This window comes from Pseudomonas sp. C9, assembly GCF_002000165.1.
In the GTDB taxonomy this organism is placed as follows: Bacteria; Pseudomonadota; Gammaproteobacteria; order Pseudomonadales; family Pseudomonadaceae; genus Aquipseudomonas.
Window position 1 is genome coordinate 2,167,572 of sequence record NZ_MPAK01000001.1, and the last position, 18,679, is coordinate 2,186,250.

Consider the following 18,679-nt stretch of genomic DNA (forward strand, 5'->3'; position numbering starts at 1 on the left):
GCGTTGCCATTTCCTACGAGTCTTTAGGACTCTACGCATTTACTGCCAGACCCACGGCCCCTACCGTCGGGTTCTGACCAGCTTATGTGTGGGTTCTCGGTTATTGCCGCCCGCAGGGTTTGAAATCAGTGATCCTCCACGTCCCAGGACGGGACGGCGGCTCATTGTCAAAACACTCGTCAATACAAGAGGGAGCGTCATGCGCCATACCTTGGTTTTATCCGCATTACTGGGCACCGGCCTGTTGGCCGCCACTTCCATGAGCCAGGCCGCCAATAACAGCCTGGTGTTCTGCTCCGAAGGCAGCCCCGCCGGTTTCGACACGGCGCAGTACACCACTGCGACCGATAACGACGCCGCCGAGCCGCTGTACAACCGACTGGCAGAGTTTGAAAAAGGCGCGACCAACGTCGTACCGGGCCTGGCCACGAGCTGGGATATTTCCGAGGACGGCCTTAAGTACACGTTTCACCTGCGCGAAGGGGTGAAGTTTCATGGCACCCAATACTTCACGCCGACCCGTGATTTCAACGCCGATGACGTGCTGTTCACGTTTAATCGCATGCTCGACCCACAACAACCATTCCGTAAGGCTTATCCGACCGAGTTCCCGTATTTCAACGGGATGAGCCTGAACAAGAACATCGCCAAGGTCGAAAAGACCGGGCCCTTGACCGTGGTCATGACGCTCAACAGCGTCGACGCCGCGTTCATCCAGAACATCGCCATGAGTTTCGCCGCCATCCTGTCCGCCGAGTACGCCGACAAACTGCTGGCCGAAGGCAAGCCGAGCGATATCAACCAGAAGCCGATTGGCACTGGCCCGTTCGTATTCAAGAGCTATCAGAAAGACTCCAACATCCGTTACACCGGCAACAAGCAGTACTGGGACCCCAGCCGGGTCAAGCTCGACAACCTGATTTTCGCCATCAATACCGACGCCTCGGTACGCGTGCAGAAACTCAAGGCCAACGAGTGCCAGATCACCCTGCACCCGCGCCCTGCCGATGTGGAGGCACTGAAGAGCGACACAAAACTCAAGCTGATCGAGAAGCCTGGCTTCAACCTCGGCTACATCGCCTACAACGTTCGGCACAAGCCTTTCGACCAGCTCGAAGTGCGCCAGGCGCTCGACATGGCGGTGAACAAACAAAGCATTCTCAAGGCCGTCTATCAGGGTGCCGGTCAACTGGCCGTCAACGCCATGCCACCAACGCAATGGTCCTACGACGAGACGATCAAGGACGCCGCCTATAACCCGGAAAAAGCCAAGGAACTGCTCAAGGCTGCCGGTGTGAAAGAAGGCACCGAAATCACTCTGTGGGCGATGCCCGTTCAGCGCCCTTACAACCCGAACGCCAAGTTGATGGCCGAAATGCTCCAGGCTGACTGGGCGAAAATCGGTCTCAACGTGAAGATTGTCAGCTATGAATGGGGCGAGTACATCAAGCGCACCAAGAATGGCGAGCACGACATCAGCCTCATCGGCTGGACCGGGGACAATGGAGACCCGGACAACTGGCTCGGCACGCTTTACAGCTGCGACGCCATTGGTGGCAACAACTACTCCATGTGGTGTGATCCGGCTTACGACAAGCTGATCAAGCAGGCCAAGGTCGTCACCGACCGTGACCAGCGCACCGTGCTCTACAAACAGGCGCAGCAGTACCTCAAACAGCAGGTGCCGATCACGCCAGTCGCCCACTCGACGGTTAACCAGCCGTTAAGCGCCAAAGTCGAAGGGTTCAAAGTCAGCCCCTTCGGCCGCAACGTGTTCTCGGGCGTCAGTATCGACCAATAACCGATTAGCCAGAACGCTGGGGGCGCAGTGCGCCCTCATGCAAACGTATTGCCGTAATTCGCCGATTCGGCCTACAGCAAACGTTTGCGATGCCTTATATGAGTTCTAAACCAAATAGCCGGATCACAAAAAAAAAGACCGGTATAAAAAAAGAAAGTAAGGAGCTTCACCCATGAAACTGAGCAGCACCGCGTTATTGGCCTTGGCCATCAGCAGCGTAACCGCCACGGCTTACGCAGAAACCCAGAGCCAGGAATTCACCCCGGTGACGGTCAACACCAAAAGCGCACAAGCCGACGCAACCGGCTTTGTCGAAGGCCAATCCATCAGCGGCACCACGCGCAACTGGTACGCCAACGAACAACTGCACCGCGGCGGCAAGTTCACCTACCGCAAAGACGGTGTAGCCACCCCGACAGATCGTCGTATCAACTGGGTTCAAGGCACCATCATCAAGTACAACTCCGGCTTCACTGAAGGGACCGTGGGTTTCAGCACTGAAGTGGCGGCCTACAACGCTGTCGCGCTTGAACGCGACCGTGAGAACCTGGCCTCCAACAACGGTGGCGCACCGACTTCTCGTCCAGGCGCTGGCAACAACCGTACCCTGACCAAGGAAGGCGGCGACGCTCAAGGCCAGTGGAGCAAACTGGGCCTGGCCAACGTCAAGGCGCGCGTCTCCAACACCACGCTGACTGCCGGCCGCATGAACTTCAGCAGCCCGCAGGTTGATGTGATCGGTAACCGTGCGCTGCCTTCGAGCTTCCAGGGCGTCGCAGTCCACAGCGAAGAGCTGAACAACCTGGCTTTCGACCTGGGCACCTTCGACCGCAACTCACCGCGTACCGAAGAGAGCCTGCGCAAGTTCCGTTCCGAATACGGTACCAGCAGCGCCGAAGCCGACCACGTGAACACCGGCGGTATCACCTACCAGCCATTCGCCAGCCTGACCACCAGCTTCTGGGGCACCCAGGCTGAAGACTTGTGGAACCAGTACTACTTCGGCGCCAGCCACGTATTGGGTGACAGCTCGGTACTGAGCCTGACCACCGGCCTGAACTACTACAAGACCGTCGATGAAGGTAAAAAGCTGCTGGGCGAAATCGACAACCAGGCCGGCTCCCTGTCGTTCGGCCTGACTCACCAGGCTCACACCCTGACCTTCTCGTACCAGGAAATTAACGGTAACGAGTACTTCGACTACCTGCACGAAACCAACGGCATCTACCTGGCCAACTCTCTGTTGTCGGACTTCAACGGCCCGAACGAGAAATCCTTCCAGGTTGCCTACGGTCTGAACATGGCCGAATACGGCGTGCCAGGCCTGAAGTTCAACATCTACCAAGCTCGCGGCTGGGGCATCGACGGTACTCACTACACCGGTACTGCCTACGACGTGAAGAACATGGACGGCGAAACCCACTACGAATACGGCATCGGTTCTACCTACGCCATTCAAAGCGGCCCGCTCAAGGCCACCACTGTTCGCGCGACCTACACCGCTCACCGCGCCAGTGAAAACCAGGGTGATGGCAGCATCAACGAGTTCCGTCTCGTGACCACTATTCCGTTCAATATTCTGTAATGCACCTGCCCACCGGCTGATTCAGTGACGAATCGGCCGTTGGGGTTTTGTCCTTTAACCGATTGCAGAGGGTTCTTGATGAAAATGCTTCCCCTACGTGCGGCCATCGCTGCCGCGTTGCTGAGTGTCGCTGTTGGTGTCTCGGCCAAACCCCTGGTGGTCTGCACCGAAGCCAGTCCGGAAGGCTTCGATATGGTCCAGTACACAACTGCAGTCACCGCCGATGCAGTGGCCGAAACCATCTTCAATCGCCTGGCGGACTTCAAGCCCGGCACCACCGAGGTGATTCCGGCGCTGGCCGACTCCTGGGACATCAGTGAAGACGGTCTGAGCTACACGTTCCACCTGCGCAAAGGCGTCAAGTTTCACACCACCGATTACTTCAAGCCGACCCGCGACATGAACGCCGACGACGTAGTCTGGAGCTTCCAGCGTCAACTGGACCCAAACCACCCATGGCACAAACTGTCGAGCGTGGGCTTCCCGTACTTTGAAAGCATGGGCTTTAAAGAACTGCTCAAAAGCGTAGAAAAAGTCGACGACAACACGGTCAAGTTCACCCTGACCCGTCGCGAAGCGCCATTCCTGGCTGACATTGCCATGGCCTTCTCCTCGATCTACTCCGCCGAGTACGCTGACCAGTTGCTCAAGGCCAACAAGGCCGGCGACCTGAACAACAAACCGGTCGGCACCGGCCCGTTCGTGTTCCAGCGCTATAACAAGGACGCGCAAGTTCGCTTCAAGGCTAACCCGGAGTACTTCCGTGGCAAGCCACCGGCAGACGCGTTGATTCTGGCGATTGCGACCGACAACAACGTGCGCCTGCAAAAACTCAAGGCCAACGAGTGCCAGATCGCGCTGTATCCGAAACCGGATGACATCCCGAGCATCAAGAAAGACACCAACCTCAAGGTTGATGAGCTGAACGCGATGACCGTTTCCTACATCGCGATGAACACCTCGCACAAGTACATGAGTGATGTGCGCGTGCGTAAAGCCATCGACATCGCGTTCGACAAGGCGGCCTATGTCAACGCGCTGTTCGGCAAAGGCAACGCGACTGTGGCGGTCAACCCGTACCCGGACACCCTGCTGGGCTACAACCACAAGCTGACCAACCCGCCGCGTGACTTGGACAAGGCCCGCGCCTTGCTCAAGGAAGCAGGCGTACCGGAAGGCACAACGTTTACACTGTTCACCCGTAACGGCGGCGGGCCGACCAACCCGAACCCGATGCTGGGCGCGCAGATGATGCAGGCTGACCTGGCCAAGGTCGGCATCAAGATCGACATTCGCGTCATGGAATGGGGCGAAATGCTCAAACGTGCGAAAAACGGCGAGCACGACATGGTTTCCGCCGGATGGGCGGGCGATAACGGCGACCCGGATAACTTCCTGACGCCTATGCTGAGTTGCGAAGCAGCCAAGAACGGCGAAAACTACGCGCGCTGGTGCAACGAGAAATTCCAGACGCTGATCGACGAAGCCCGAGCTAAAGTGAACCCGACGGAACGTGCAGCGCTCTACGAGCAAGCCCAGGAGGTTTTCAATCAGGACCAGCCATGGATCAGCATGGCGCACACCCGTATGTTTACTGCAATGCGCAACAACGTAGAGGGCTATCACATTAGCCCGCTTACCACGAATAACTTCGCCACCACCCAGGTGAAGTAAATAAGAAAACTCCCGGTGTCCCTGACTCCAGGGACACCAGGCACGCCTAACCGGCTGATGAGGTACACCACAAGATGTTTAGTTTTATTGCCCGCCGATTGGGGTTATTGATCCCTACGTTTTTCGGCATCACCTTGCTGACTTTCGCGCTGATTCGCATGATTCCAGGCGACCCGGTGGAAGTCATGATGGGCGAACGTCGCGTCGACCCCGAAATGCACGCACAGGCAATGGAACGCCTTGGTCTGAACAAGCCGCTGTATGCCCAGTACCTGGACTACATCGGCAAACTGGCCCACGGCGACCTCGGCGAATCGCTGCGTACCTGATCGAAGCCATTGGCGCCCGGGACTATCCCGTTGTGCAAAACGGCATCCTGCTAATCGCCTGCCTGGTGATTGTGGTCAACTTCGTAGTGGACATCCTCTACGGCTTTGCCAACCCACGCATCCGTCACCAGCGCTGAGATCATGACCATGACCACTCCAGCTTCAACTCAAAATCAAGCGGYAGCAGTCGATCAAAGCCTGCTTTACCCGTCCCCGTACAAAGAATTCTGGCAAGCGTTCTCCAAAAACAAAGGCGCCGTTGCCGGCCTGATGTTCATGTTGCTGGTGATTTTCTGCGCGATCTTCGCGCCATGGGTTGCCCCGCATAACCCGAGCGAGCAATACCGCGATTTCCTGCTGACCCCGCCAGCCTGGCTGGAAGGTGGGCAGATCCAGTTCCTGCTCGGCACCGATGAACTGGGTCGYGACCTGCTGTCGCGCCTGATCACGGGCTCGCGSCTGTCGCTGATGATCGGCTTGTCGTCGGTGGTGATGTCGTTGATTCCGGGGATCCTGCTGGGTCTGTTCGCCGGTTTCTTCCCGCGCCTTCTGGGCCCGACCATCATGCGTCTGATGGACATCATGCTGGCGCTGCCGTCGCTGCTGCTGGCCGTGGCGATTGTCGCCATCCTCGGCCCTGGCCTGATCAACACCGTGATCGCCATCGCCGTGGTGTCCCTGCCGTCCTATGTTCGACTGACCCGCGCGGCGGTGATGGGCGAACTGAACCGCGATTACGTGACCGCCGCCCGCCTGGCCGGTGCCACGTTGCCGCGCCTGATGTTCATCACCGTGCTGCCGAACTGCATGGCACCGCTGATCGTTCAGGCGACCTTGAGCTTCTCTTCGGCGATTCTCGATGCCGCGGCACTGGGCTTCCTCGGCCTTGGCGTACAACCGCCAACCCCTGAGTGGGGCACCATGCTGGCTTCGGCTCGCGACTACATCGAACGCGCCTGGTGGGTGGTCAGCCTGCCGGGTTTGACCATTTTGCTCAGCGTGCTGGCAATCAACTTGATGGGCGACGGCCTGCGCGATGCGCTGGACCCGAAACTCAAGAACGCCGCCTGAGGAGATTCAAATGTCACTGTTAGAAATCAAGAATCTCAACGTTCGCTTTGGCGACAAAAACGCCGTTCCGGTGGTCGACGGGCTCGACATTACCGTGGAGAAGGGCGAAGTCCTGGCCATCGTTGGCGAGTCGGGTTCGGGTAARTCCGTGACCATGATGGCGCTGATGGGCCTGATCGAACACCCGGGGATCGTCACTGCCGACGCCCTGAACTTCGACGGCAAGAACATGCTCAAGCTCAGCAACCGTCAGCGTCGRCAAATCGTCGGCAAAGACCTGGCCATGGTCTTCCAGGACCCGATGACCGCGCTGAACCCGAGCTACACCGTCGGTTTCCAGATYGARGAAGTGCTGCGCCTGCACCTGAAAATGTCCGGCAAGCAAGCSCGCAAGCGTGCCATCGAGYTGCTGGAAAAAGTGGAAATCCCCGGCGCCGCCAGCCGTATGGACGCCTACCCGCACCAACTGTCCGGCGGTATGAGCCAGCGTGTGGCRATCGCCATGGCGATTGCCGGCGARCCGAAAYTGCTGATCGCCGACGAACCGACCACCGCRCTGGACGTRACGATTCARGCGCAGATCATGGACCTGCTGCTGGCGTTGCAGAAAGAGCAGAACATGGGCCTGGTGCTGATCACCCACGACCTCGCGGTCGTGGCCGAAACCGCCCAGCGCGTGTGCGTGATGTACGCCGGYCAAGCGGTTGAAGTCGGTCAGGTGCCCCAGCTGTTCGACATTCCGGCGCACCCTTACAGCGAAGCGCTGCTCAAGGCGATTCCGGAACACAGCCTCGGTGCCACACGCCTGTCGACCCTGCCGGGCATCGTTCCCGGTCGCTACGACCGTCCGCAAGGCTGCCTGCTGTCGCCGCGTTGCCCGTATGTGCAAGACAGCTGCCGCGCCACGCGCCCGGCCCTGGACCCGAAAAGCCACAGCCTCGCCCGCTGCTTCTACCCGCTGAACCAGGAGGTGGCGTAATGGCCGTCGTACTTACCGCCCGCGACCTGACCCGTCACTACGAAGTGTCCCGCGGCCTGTTCAAGGGCCATGCGACCGTGCGCGCCCTCAACGGCGTGTCGTTTGAACTGCATGCCGGCAAAACCCTTGCYGTCGTYGGTGAATCRGGSTGCGGCAAATCCACCCTGGCCCGGGCGTTGACCCTGATCGAAGAGCCGTCCTCCGGCTCCTTGAAAATCGCCGGCCAGGAAGTCACCGGYGCCGACAAGGCCCAGCGCAAGCAACTGCGCAAAGACGTGCAGATGGTGTTCCAGAGCCCGTACGCGTCGCTCAACCCTCGGCAAAAAGTCGGTGATCAGCTCGGTGAACCGCTGCTGATCAACACCAACCTGAGTGCGTCCGAACGTCGCGAGAAAGTCCAGGCGATGATGAAGCAGGTGGGCTTGCGTCCCGAGCACTACCAGCGTTATCCGCACATGTTCTCCGGCGGTCAGCGCCAGCGGATTGCCCTGGCCCGCGCGATGATGTTGCAGCCTAAAGTGCTGGTGGCGGATGAGCCGACCTCGGCATTGGACGTGTCGATCCAGGCGCAGGTGCTGAACCTGTTCATGGATTTGCAGCAAGAGTTCAACACCGCCTACGTGTTCATCTCGCACAACCTGGCGGTGGTGCAACACGTGGCCGATGACGTGATGGTGATGTACCTCGGTCGCCCGGTGGAAATGGGTCCGAAGAACGACATCTACGAGCGTCCGCTGCACCCGTATACCCAGGCGCTGCTGTCGGCCACACCGACCATTCACCCGGACCCGAACAAGCCGAAAATCAAGATCGTCGGCGAGTTGCCCAACCCGTTGAACCCGCCGTCGGGTTGCGCTTTCCACAAGCGCTGCCCGTATGCCACCGAGCGCTGCAGCACCGAAGAGCCAGCCCTGCGCCCTCTCGATAATCGCCAGGTGGCTTGCCACTATGCCGAGCAGTTCCTCGACGGCGCGGCATAAAAATGTGGGAGTGAGCCAGCTCACTCCCACAGCGATTGAATCGCACACGTCATCAAGAAGCGTTAACCAGAAACCCCTTCTCCCACCACTGCGCATCAGCACGGGAGCAGGGGTTTTCTTTTTTCCGGGTGTTACGACTGACTGTCGCCTTCGTCATCATCGGAATCCGGCTCGTCAGTCGTCGAGTCATCGTCGTTATCCGCACCACCCTGCCCCTGATCGCCTGGCTCGGATTCGGATTTGGCGAGCATCAAGCCACTGTATCCTCCCTGCCCGCTCGAAGCCTGCTCATCATGTTGCGTGCACTCGGCCCACGCCATCGAAGTGCCGAGTGACAGCATCACCATCACTTTCAACAGCAATAAAACACGTAGCAATCTGTTCATAGTCGATTCCATCCTTTCGTAGAGTGCCTATCTGGCGCTGAGTGAAATCTAGTTCCGATCCGCGTGGTTCTCCAGATAAGACGTTAGCGAAGGGGTGGAATTGCCGTGGATCGACAGAATGGTTTTGAATAATGGTTATTTCCAAACTCCTTAAGCGGCCGTCTCGCTCTTTAGCGAGGATTTGATCACTGGATGCATACAGGGACGTGTCGCTTGGTATATGAGCGGCATAGAACACATCGCCAACACCGCACTTGCGATCCAGACACTATGCCCGCCAAAGTGACCATATAGCTGGCCGCCAAGGGTCGGCGAAAGAAGCGCACTCATCCCCCAACACATAGAGAAAAGGCCAAAATAAAGCCCACTTCTACCGACTTGCGCACGTTGCATGACCAGGACGTTCAAGGTCGGCATAAACAGAATTTCGCCCATAGTCCAGACAACGGTCGATAGGCAGACAAATAGCATCCCGCTCCCCAACGGCAGAACTCCAAGCCCGAAAGCGAGCAAAAAGGCGCCTGCCAACAGTTGCCGCCGCGCCCCCCATGACTCACTCCAATGGGATAACGGAATTTGCAGCAAAACCACGAGCAATGCATTGAGCGCAAATTGCCATCCGACACCCTCAGCTCGCAGTCGATAGTAATCGAGCAAATAGTTGCCCAACATGCTGTAGACCGGTTCGAAGGCAAGGCCGAGCAAACCTGAAGCCGCTAGTAACCATAGGAACGGTTTGTTCTGGAATGGGGACCTGGCGTCCAATGCCGCGGCATAGAACTCATCCGACATCAGAACATCTCGACGAATAGTCGACCGGACAAACCAGACCAAGGCCAGTAACGTCATAGCCGCGCTGACAAAAAACACCCACCGAAAATCAGCCTGTGCCAGAACGCCACCCACCACCCCAGCTATAGCCATACCCAGATTGATGGCAACTCGACTCAATGATTGCGCACGAACATGCCGCTCAACATGGCAATACTCCAGGATCAAACGCTGATGAAGCGTACGAATTGCACCATCGAGAACACCGCTGAACAGCAGCAATCCAGCCAGCCAGGGCACGTCGGTGACCAGCCCCAATAGCACCAAAATCCACACCGAGGCGAACATCAACAATGCAGTAAGCCGCGCCGTGGAGAAATGATCACTCAGCACTCCACCGCCCATTGACCCAATCAGTAATCCTGCACCGTAACCGGACAACAGCCATCCAACTGTTTCAAACGGCAACCCCAGTGCCTGACGCAGGTACAACGCCATGAACAACTTGGCCATGGCGCTCAACCGACTGATGAAAATCAACGCAGCAAGCACCCAGGCCATAGAGCAGAAGTAGCCATCCAACCGAATAAGGTGAGCAAGTCGGCTAACCATGCCACTGGTCCAGATTGCGGTTCACTTGGCTGTAAATACCTTTTGAGGCGTAAGGAATGTCTGAGCGAATCTCGTGATCCGAATCGAAAAAATACTGCGCCTGTAGCCGGCCATCAGCATCCAGACCTATTAGAGGGTTGTTAATCAGAAATTTTCGCACCGCAGCACAAAGCGTCGGCATTCGAATCAAGATCCTCCACTGTCCGAAGCCGTTTTCCGGAACAACAGCTTGAGCCCCAAAGCGCTTTTTGTATTGGAATGTTCCTTTGCTTAAAAATGGCTCACAACCTTGAAAATCGACCCAGTCGATGGATGATTGATTGGAGGCCCATTCAAGGATCGAGTGATAAACAAAATTCTGCGCACCGTTTGCACGATAAACTGCACTCCCACCCTTCATCCCGATCAAACGTGCATTCAAGGTACGCGTAGACCACTCAATCTGAGAAACACTTCCCGCAACCCACTCAGCATGCATCTGGACTCGAAACAAAACGCCTCGTTTGAACAAATTCAAAAAAGCGTCCTGCTCTTCCACACTTCGCGCAAAATCACCGTAACGCGCGTTCATCGTCGGAACATGCATGGTGCGGTAAAAGGAGAAAAAATCCTCATCTTCAATTGACACATCGTACTGAAAGCCACGTTTTATCGATTGAGTCCGGCGTTTGCTTTCACGATTAGATAGTTGCCCCAGCACGTGCTCCCAACCAGCAGAAACATCAACTTTTTGATGAATTCTACTGAGCCCGACAACATCACTTGGTTTTTGGTATTGCTGGATAACATCCGATGAGGTCATCAGCAAACTCATGTCGGCTTTATTTCGTTTTATAAAGTCATCCAGTTGCTCCCACTCCAAAGTCCCTTCTTGGTCTATACACGAACTCTCGAAAAAGCATTGAGCTACAAAAGGAGCGATGTACCGCAGTCCCTCATTCACCCCGAGATACGTAAGACGAGCCAGAGTTCCGGCTCGGGAGGCCCCACTGTAAATACGAAAGTGACAGACTGTTTTCTGACTCATCCGAAAATCAGCGTTCATCATTATTTCGGTTACGAAGGGTCTCAATCATCTCATCAGCAGTTGCAATGAATGAAAGCCCATCAAACGGCACAACCTCATAGTCCCCAAGACTATAGGTGCCTGACCCATGAATGGTGCAACCGTCCACCTCCTCCAATAGCTGTCTATCAATCGCATTCAAGCAACCGGTCATCGCCATCACCAATGACCACTCCTTCAGATCGCGAGGGTCGCTGGGCAACCTCACTGAGGTATTGGCGAGCATCTGAACGCATTCACTGTAGCGTTGCATACATTCATACAGCGAAACGACAATTCCAGAGCCTCCATTGGCCCGAACATGCCCAGTCATTTCCACAGCGGTAGGCGGCAAGTGCGTGTAAAAAGTGGATTCGAGAGTCTCGTCGGGACTCCAAGTCGTAGCAGGAAAATGTGCAGACGCCGATTGCACCCACAGACCGTCGTCTGCCTGTGTATAGAGTGGAGTAGAAGTGCCCTCGAAATTTCCATCGAGCAAATGCAGAACCATGTCACTGGTAGCCAAGTGTTGAACCAAAAGAAACGAAGGTGTAGAAACCTGTTTTCCTAGGCGTTTCAACGCCTCTACGCCAGAGCAATATCCCAGAAGCCCATAGGCGCTCGATACCGCGTGCACATGCACTGTTTTTCGATCGGTATCCCAAGCATCACCATACTCGAAATCAAAAAAAGCTCGGGCTTGGTCAGAGAATCGATAATTCTCCAGTCGCAGGGAATGCCACAACTTCGAATCACCAAATGGTTCACGACTGAACAGTTCTTTGAACCGCTGACCAATAACCTTCACAGCCTCCGGCGAGTCGCCATCAAGGACAAATATCGGGTTCAGGGCACGCAACCGAGGGTCATCGTAGAGTTCGGTTCTACGCAATTTATCGGTAGTTTGCGCAGGTGTCAGCGTGACAATACGTAATTGCTCGGGATGAATAAGTTTGGCTTTCAACGCACGTAGAACCGCATCACGCAATGCAATAGCCTTGTTACCGGAAGAAGGGGAAAACAACAAAATGCTTTCGCCAGTTTCCTGAATATGCCGGATAGCACGTGCAACGATCAGCGTGGAGGCAAAGGTCTTCGTTGTTTGCGTGTTTGCGTTTTGCCGCAGGTCGAAAAGGCGTAGCGGTACACCTCGATAGTGACCTAACTCAAAAAACTGTGCAGTGGCAACAGAAAGAAAATCCTGCATACGGGAGTCCAGTGCAGGCAACCTCATTGAAGGCTCGAAAGAACCGTCGCTGCTGCTGACTTCGAAATCGGAAGCACCTTTGACGATAAGCTCGTAATAACGCTCGAGAACAGAAACCGGGGGCTTAGGTCCTTGTGTCGCCGTTGCACTTGAGTCGGTTTTCATCAGGTCCATTTGTCTTGCGCTCCTGCACGTGGAAAATCGCTACTTGCGAAATACCCAACGAACGCTAGACCTCAACGAGTGCCGTGTCCCGTGAAAAAAGCCAAGAGAACTTGAAACCGGAGCCGAGCTACAAAAATCGGAAAAAAACCCTACAGAAGCATCTTTCATCCTGATCGACTCGACCTATCAGTCATGTCTCTGTTTAACCGCTATCACAACATAATCATCGGTTTGTGCTCACCCTCCAACAGCCTGCGAAGTTCGATTTTGTGCAAGCAAGACGAACAATGGCGGATCGTTTTCCATCAAGGAACATTAGTTCACCCGAGATGAATTTCCCCCTTTTACAGGCAAACGTCAGTCATAAAAAAACCCCGGTGCTTGCGCCACGGGGCTTGGGTCTTACTGTTCAGCGCTTAGTGATGCTCACGCGTCGCACGGAATTTCACGTCCGGCCAGCGCTCTTCCATCAGTGCCAGGTTGACTCGGGTCGGGGCCAGGTAGGTCAAGTGACCGCCGCCATCGACCGCGAGGTTTTCCACGGCCTTGTTGGAGAATTCCTCAAGCTTCTTCTTGTCGCTGCAATCGATCCAGCGCGCGGAATAAACGGTGATCGGCTCGTAGGAGCACTCAACCTTGTATTCCTCTTTCAAGCGGCTGGCGACCACATCGAACTGCAGCACACCGACGGCGCCGAGGATGATGTCGTTGCTGCGCTCGGGGAAGAACACCTGGGTCGCGCCTTCTTCGGCCAGTTGCTGCAAACCCTGACGCAGTTGCTTGGATTTCAGCGGATCACGCAGACGCACGCGACGGAACAGTTCCGGAGCGAAGTGCGGGATACCGGTGAAGCCCAGGACTTCGCCTTCGGTGAAGGTGTCGCCGATCTGGATCGTGCCGTGGTTGTGCAAACCGATGATGTCGCCGGCGAAGGCTTCTTCCAGTTGCTCACGCTCGGAGGAGAAGAAGGTCAGCGCATCGCCGATCCGCACGTCCTTGCCGGTGCGCACGTGGCGCATCTTCATGCCTTTTTCGTACTTGCCGGAGCAGATACGCATAAAGGCAATACGGTCGCGGTGTTTCGGGTCCATGTTCGCCTGGATCTTGAAGATGAAGCCCGAGAACTTCTCTTCCACCGGTTCGACGGTGCGCTCGTTGGCCACACGGGCCAATGGCTTCGGCGCCCAGTCCACAACGGCGTCGAGCACATGGTCGACACCGAAGTTACCCAGTGCAGTACCGAAGAACACCGGCGTCAGTTGGCCGTCGAGGAACTCCTGCTGGTTGAACTCGTGGCAGGCGCCCTGCACCAGCTCAAGCTGCTCGACAAAGCGGTCGTACTCGTCACCCAAATGGGCGCGGGCTTCGTCGGAGTCGAGTTTCTCGATGATCTTGGTTTCGGTGCGCTCGTGGCCGTGGCCAGCGGTGTACACAATGATGTAGTCATCGGCGAGGTGGTACACGCCTTTGAAATCACGGTAGCAACCGATCGGCCAGGTGATCGGCGCGGCCTTGATCTTGAGGACCGCTTCGATTTCGTCGAGCAGTTCGATCGGGTCGCGGATGTCACGGTCGAGTTTGTTGATGAAGCTGACAATCGGCGTGTCACGCAGACGGCAAACGTCCATCAGCGCGATGGTCCGTGGTTCTACACCCTTACCGCCGTCGAGGACCATCAAGGCCGAGTCCACCGCGGTCAGGGTGCGGTAGGTGTCTTCGGAGAAGTCTTCGTGGCCCGGGGTGTCGAGCAGGTTGACCATATGGTCGCGATACGGGAACTGCATGACCGACGTGGTAATCGAGATACCACGCTGCTTTTCCATTTCCATCCAGTCGGAGGTGGCATGGCGGTCGGATTTTCGAGATTTCACCGTGCCCGCAATCGCAATCGCCTTGCCCATCAGCAAGAGCTTCTCGGTGATGGTGGTTTTACCGGCATCGGGGTGGGAAATAATGGCGAAAGTGCGGCGTTTCGCGACTTCGGCGGCCTGTTTGGTCATGGGAAATCGCCTGGCAGGTGATTCAAAAAAGGGCGGCGAGTATAGCTCAAAACATGACCTACGAACCACCGTTCGCCTGTAGCAGCTGCCGAGCCTGCGAGGCTGCGTCCGGCGGCGAAGCCGTCGTAAAACCAGGCGCCGCGGTGCCTCGGGCAGATAGCGATGGATGCCTTGACGACGACTTCGTCGCCGAACGCAGCCTCGCCGGCTCGGCAGCTGCTACAGGGGCAAAACGAGATGCGGGGTGGCTAAATGCTGTTAATTATGGAACCTTTTAAAAGGTGCAGACGTCCACTCCCCTGTTACGGCACTCGTACCAGGGGCTGAAAATTCAGCCAGTTAGCCTGACGAGGCTGCGCTTATGGCTCGATCTCATGCGGTTTCATCAGCATGAAGAGCTGCTTCTCGCGAACGTTGATAATCCCGGCAGCCAGGAATGGGATTGCCACTCGGGACTGCGTTCGCCGACAAAGAAAAAAGGAGTCCGCCTGTGGCTATCCACTATGGCAAAGGGCTGATAGGAGGCGCGCTGGTATTCGCCCTTCTGGCCCTGCTGATCCACTGGATCGGCATCAACACGATCGAACATTACCGCGACGATTTGTTGTTTTACCTGCAAGCTCATCTGGTTCTCGTCCTCGCCTCCATGCTGGCCGCCCTCGTTGTGGGCATCCCCGCCGGCATCTTCCTCAGCCGCCCGACCATGGTTGGCCGTGCTGAACGCTTCATGCAGCTCTTCAATATCGGCAACACCGTGCCGCCTCTCGCCGTACTGGCCATCGCCCTGGGGATCCTTGGCATCGGCAGCGGCCCCGCGATCTTCGCCCTGTTCCTCGCCTCGCTGTTGCCCATCGTGCGCAATACCTATGAAGGCCTGAAAAACGTCCAGGGCTCCCTCAAGGAAGCGGCCGTCGGCATCGGCATGACCCCGACCCAAGTGTTATGGCGGGTCGAATTGCCGAACGCCGTGCCAATCATCATCGGTGGTGTGCGCGTGGCGCTGGCGATCAACGTCGGGACGGCACCGCTGGCGTTCCTGATTGGTGCCAACAGCCTGGGCAGCCTGATTTTTCCCGGCATCGCCCTGAACAATCAGCCGCAATTGCTGCTCGGCGCGGCTTGTACCGCCCTGCTGGCCTTGCTGCTCGACGGCCTGGTGACACTCGCCAGCCGCCTCTGGCTCGAACGCGGCTTGCGCCCGTCTTAAGCCTCGGCAAAGGAATCAACATGAAAACCTCAAGCTTTTTACTAGGCTGCATCCTGCTGTTCGCAGGATTTGCCCACGCCGCTGAAAAACCGGTCATCCGCATTGGCGCCCGGGTCTTCACCGAACAAACCCTGCTCGCGGAAATCACCTCCCAATACCTGCGCAGCAAGGGTTACGACACTCAAGTCACCGGCGGTTTGGGCAGCAATCTGGCCCGCAGCGCCCATGAAAGTGGCCAACTGGACATGCTCTGGGAGTACACCGGTGTGTCGCTGGTGGCCTACAACCATGTGACGGAAAAACTCGATAGCGAACAGTCCTACGCCCGGGTGAAAGAACTCGACGCGAAAAAAGGCCTGGTCTGGCTGACGCCGTCGAAGTTCAGCAATACCTACGCCTTGGCGCTGCCAAAAAACGTCGCGGATGAATACCCGCAGATCAATACCATCAGTGAGCTGAACACGGCACTACGGGACGAGGCCAAAGCCAACCACCTGGTGGCGCTGGACACCGAGTTCGCCAACCGTTCCGACGGTCTGGGCGGCATGGTGCAGTTGTACGACATGAACCTGACCCGCAAAAACATCCGCCAGATGGACGCAGGGCTGGTCTACACCGCCCTGCGCAATGGCCAGGTGTTTGCCGGTCTGGTCTACACCACCGACGGTCGATTGAACGCCTTCAAGCTGAAACTGCTCGAAGACGACAAGCATTACTTCCCGGACTACACCGCCGCGCCGGTGGTGCGCCAAGCCTTCCTCGATGAGCACCCGCAACTGGCTGAACAGCTCAAGCCACTGGCCCGACTGTTCGACGACGAAACCATGCGCCAACTCAACGCGCGGGTCGATGTCGATCACCAAAGCCCTTCATCCGTTGCCGCAGATTTCCTGCGCCAGCACCCACTCAACTGAGGAGGAAAAGCCATGGAATTTCTGAACGCCTTTTCCCATCTCGACTGGCCGCTGGTCCTGCACCTGACCTGGCAACACATCACGCTGGTCGGCATCGCCGTGACGCTGGCGATTCTGGCAGGCGTGCCGCTGGGCATCCTGATGACCCGCTTCCCGTCGCTGGCCGGCCCGTTGCAAGCCAGCGCCACGGTGCTGCTGACCGTGCCGTCCATTGCGCTGTTTGGGCTATTGCTGCCGTTTTACTCCAAGTTCGGCCAGGGCTTGGGCCCAATGCCTGCAATCACGGCGGTATTTCTGTACTCGCTGCTGCCGATCATGCGCAACACCTACCTCGCGCTGACCAGCGTCGAGCCGGGCATCCGCGAAGCCGCGCGCGGCATCGGCATGACCTTCGGCCAGCGCCTGCGCATGGTTGAACTGCCCATCGCAGTGCCGGTGATCCTCGCCGGCGTGCGCACCGCCGTGGTCATGAACATTGGCGTCATGACCATCGCCGCGACCATCGGCGCCGGTGGCCTCGGCGTCCTCATTCTCGCTTCCATCAGCCGCAGCGACATGTCGATGCTGATCGTCGGCGCCGTGCTGGTCAGCCTGCTGGCCATCTTCGCCGACCTGCTTCTGCAATGGCTGCAACGCTCGCTGACTCCAAAAGGACTCCTGAAATGATCGAACTTCAAAACCTCAGCAAGACCTTCCAAAGCAACGGCAAAGATGTGAAAGCCGTGGACTCGGTAAGCCTGACCGTCAATGAAGGCGAAATCTGCGTGTTCCTCGGGCCATCGGGTTGCGGCAAAAGCACCACGCTGAAAATGATCAACCGCCTGATCAAGCCGACCTCGGGCAAGATCCTGATCAACGGCGAAGACACCACCGACCTCGACGCGGTGACCCTGCGCCGCAACATCGGCTATGTGATCCAGCAGATCGGCCTGTTCCCCAACATGACCATCGAAGAGAACATCGTGGTGGTGCCGAAACTGCTCGGCTGGGACAAGCAGAAATGCCACGACCGCGCCCGCGAATTGATGAGCATGATCAAGCTGGAACCCAAGCAATACCTGAATCGCTACCCGCGTGAGTTGTCCGGTGGGCAGCAGCAACGGATCGGCGTGATTCGTGCGCTGGCGGCAGATGCACCGCTGTTGCTGATGGATGAACCGTTCGGCGCCGTCGACCCGATCAACCGCGAAATGATCCAGAACGAGTTCTTCGAGATGCAGCGTGCGCTGAACAAGACCGTGATCATGGTCAGCCACGACATCGACGAGGCGATCAAGCTGGGTGACAAGATTGCGATCTTCCGCGCCGGCAAGCTGTTGCAGATCGATCACCCGGACACCTTGCTCGCCCATCCCGCAGACGACTTTGTCAGCAACTTCGTCGGCCAGGACAGCACCCTCAAGCGCTTGCTGCTGGTGAAAGCCGAAGACGCCGCAGACAACGCGCCGTCGGTCAGCCCGGACACCCCGGTGGCCGAGGCGCTGGAGCTGATGGATGAACTGGACCGCCGCTATGTCGTGGTGACCTGTGCTGACAACAAGGCATTGGGATACGTCAGACGCCGCGACCTGCACCGTCAGAATGGTACTTGCGGCCAGTACCAGCGCGAGTTCAACGCGACCGCAGCGTATGACGAGCATTTACGCATCCTGCTGTCGCGCATGTACGAGTTCAATCGCTCGTGGCTGCCGGTGATGGATGCCGAGCGAGTGTTTTTGGGTGAGGTGACGCAGGAGTCGATTGCGGCTTATTTGAGTTCGGGACGTTCTCGGGGGATGAAGACCAACATCGTGTCGCCTGCCGAGGCGGTGGTAGCCTGATGATCATAAGGGGCTGTCTGACAGCCCCGTTTCTAAACTGACACTGCAATTTTTGATCAATGGATGGCCTGATTGCCTGCAATAACGGCACCTAGATACCATCCCCCGATGGGCGGAGGCCAATACTCCGTAA

The 18,679-nt window shown here is 57.2% G+C and carries 15 protein-coding genes and 1 pseudogene; 11 read left to right on the plus strand and 5 right to left on the minus strand.

The genetic code is table 11. The features are described 5' to 3' along the window. Positions 1-199: 199 nt before the first annotated feature. The 7 genes and pseudogenes from BMS17_RS10275 (at position 200) to BMS17_RS10305 (ending at position 8,419) form a co-directional block, all read left to right on the plus strand. Positions 200-1,801 (plus strand): ABC transporter substrate-binding protein, encoded by a 1,602-nt coding sequence (locus BMS17_RS10275; RefSeq protein ID WP_077430882.1) that lies wholly within the window; start codon positions 200-202, stop codon positions 1,799-1,801. Between the two features lie 172 nt (positions 1,802-1,973). Next, positions 1,974-3,386, plus strand: a complete 1,413-nt coding sequence (locus BMS17_RS10280; protein WP_046026858.1) for an OprD family porin — start codon at positions 1,974-1,976, stop codon at positions 3,384-3,386. Positions 3,387-3,464: 78 nt separating this feature from the next. Next, positions 3,465-5,060 (plus strand): ABC transporter substrate-binding protein, encoded by a 1,596-nt coding sequence (locus BMS17_RS10285; protein WP_077430883.1) that lies wholly within the window; start codon positions 3,465-3,467, stop codon positions 5,058-5,060. Between the two features lie 74 nt (positions 5,061-5,134). Further along, positions 5,135-5,386, plus strand: a pseudogene (locus BMS17_RS30645) (peptide ABC transporter permease); the annotation flags it as partial. A gap of 144 nt (positions 5,387-5,530) precedes the next feature. Further along, on the plus strand, positions 5,531-6,460 hold the full coding sequence (locus BMS17_RS10295; RefSeq protein ID WP_371916696.1) for an ABC transporter permease subunit: 930 nt from the start codon (positions 5,531-5,533) through the stop codon (positions 6,458-6,460). A gap of 10 nt (positions 6,461-6,470) precedes the next feature. After that, a complete protein-coding gene (locus BMS17_RS10300; RefSeq protein ID WP_027924492.1) occupies positions 6,471-7,439 on the plus strand; it encodes an ABC transporter ATP-binding protein in 969 nt (322 codons plus the stop codon). Further along, positions 7,439-8,419: a peptide ABC transporter ATP-binding protein gene (locus BMS17_RS10305; RefSeq protein WP_077430884.1), complete on the plus strand. Its 981-nt coding sequence runs from the start codon at positions 7,439-7,441 to the stop codon at positions 8,417-8,419. Before BMS17_RS10300 ends, BMS17_RS10305 begins: the two co-directional genes overlap by 1 nt. A 131-nt stretch (positions 8,420-8,550) precedes the next feature. On the opposite strand, the gene BMS17_RS10310 is transcribed toward BMS17_RS10305, so the two are convergent. The 5 genes from BMS17_RS10310 to BMS17_RS10330 all read right to left on the minus strand — a co-directional run bounded on the left by BMS17_RS10310 (position 8,551) and on the right by BMS17_RS10330 (position 14,605). Then, positions 8,551-8,805 carry a hypothetical protein gene (locus BMS17_RS10310; protein ID WP_077430885.1) on the minus strand — a complete coding sequence of 85 codons (255 nt, stop codon included), beginning with the start codon at positions 8,803-8,805 and terminating at the stop codon, positions 8,551-8,553. A 150-nt stretch (positions 8,806-8,955) separates the two neighbouring features. Next, positions 8,956-10,188: an MFS transporter gene (locus BMS17_RS10315; protein ID WP_046031955.1), complete on the minus strand. Its 1,233-nt coding sequence runs from the start codon at positions 10,186-10,188 to the stop codon at positions 8,956-8,958. Beyond that, the gene (locus tag BMS17_RS10320) at positions 10,181-11,002 is read right to left on the minus strand and encodes a hypothetical protein (RefSeq protein ID WP_256577164.1); all 822 of its coding nucleotides are present in this window, start codon (positions 11,000-11,002) and stop codon (positions 10,181-10,183) included. The genes BMS17_RS10315 and BMS17_RS10320 overlap by 8 nt, the downstream gene beginning before the upstream one ends. A 220-nt stretch (positions 11,003-11,222) precedes the next feature. Continuing rightward, positions 11,223-12,614 (minus strand): DUF6002 family protein, encoded by a 1,392-nt coding sequence (locus BMS17_RS10325; RefSeq protein ID WP_046031954.1) that lies wholly within the window; start codon positions 12,612-12,614, stop codon positions 11,223-11,225. A 407-nt stretch (positions 12,615-13,021) separates the two neighbouring features. After that, positions 13,022-14,605: a peptide chain release factor 3 gene (locus BMS17_RS10330; protein WP_046031953.1), complete on the minus strand. Its 1,584-nt coding sequence runs from the start codon at positions 14,603-14,605 to the stop codon at positions 13,022-13,024. A gap of 490 nt (positions 14,606-15,095) precedes the next feature. Between BMS17_RS10330 and BMS17_RS10335 the strand changes: the two genes are divergently transcribed. The 4 genes from BMS17_RS10335 to BMS17_RS10350 are packed head-to-tail and all read left to right on the plus strand — an operon-like array spanning position 15,096 to position 18,546. Next, complete coding sequence (locus tag BMS17_RS10335; RefSeq protein WP_046031952.1) at positions 15,096-15,812, plus strand: ABC transporter permease; 717 nt, start codon at positions 15,096-15,098, stop codon at positions 15,810-15,812. A gap of 20 nt (positions 15,813-15,832) precedes the next feature. Beyond that, a complete protein-coding gene (locus BMS17_RS10340) occupies positions 15,833-16,726 on the plus strand; it encodes a glycine betaine ABC transporter substrate-binding protein (protein WP_046031951.1) in 894 nt (297 codons plus the stop codon). Positions 16,727-16,738: 12 nt separating this feature from the next. Beyond that, positions 16,739-17,392: an ABC transporter permease gene (locus BMS17_RS10345; RefSeq protein ID WP_046031950.1), complete on the plus strand. Its 654-nt coding sequence runs from the start codon at positions 16,739-16,741 to the stop codon at positions 17,390-17,392. Next, the gene (locus BMS17_RS10350; protein WP_046031949.1) at positions 17,389-18,546 is read left to right on the plus strand and encodes a betaine/proline/choline family ABC transporter ATP-binding protein; all 1,158 of its coding nucleotides are present in this window, start codon (positions 17,389-17,391) and stop codon (positions 18,544-18,546) included. The genes BMS17_RS10345 and BMS17_RS10350 overlap by 4 nt, the downstream gene beginning before the upstream one ends. Positions 18,547-18,679: the final 133 nt, after the last annotated feature.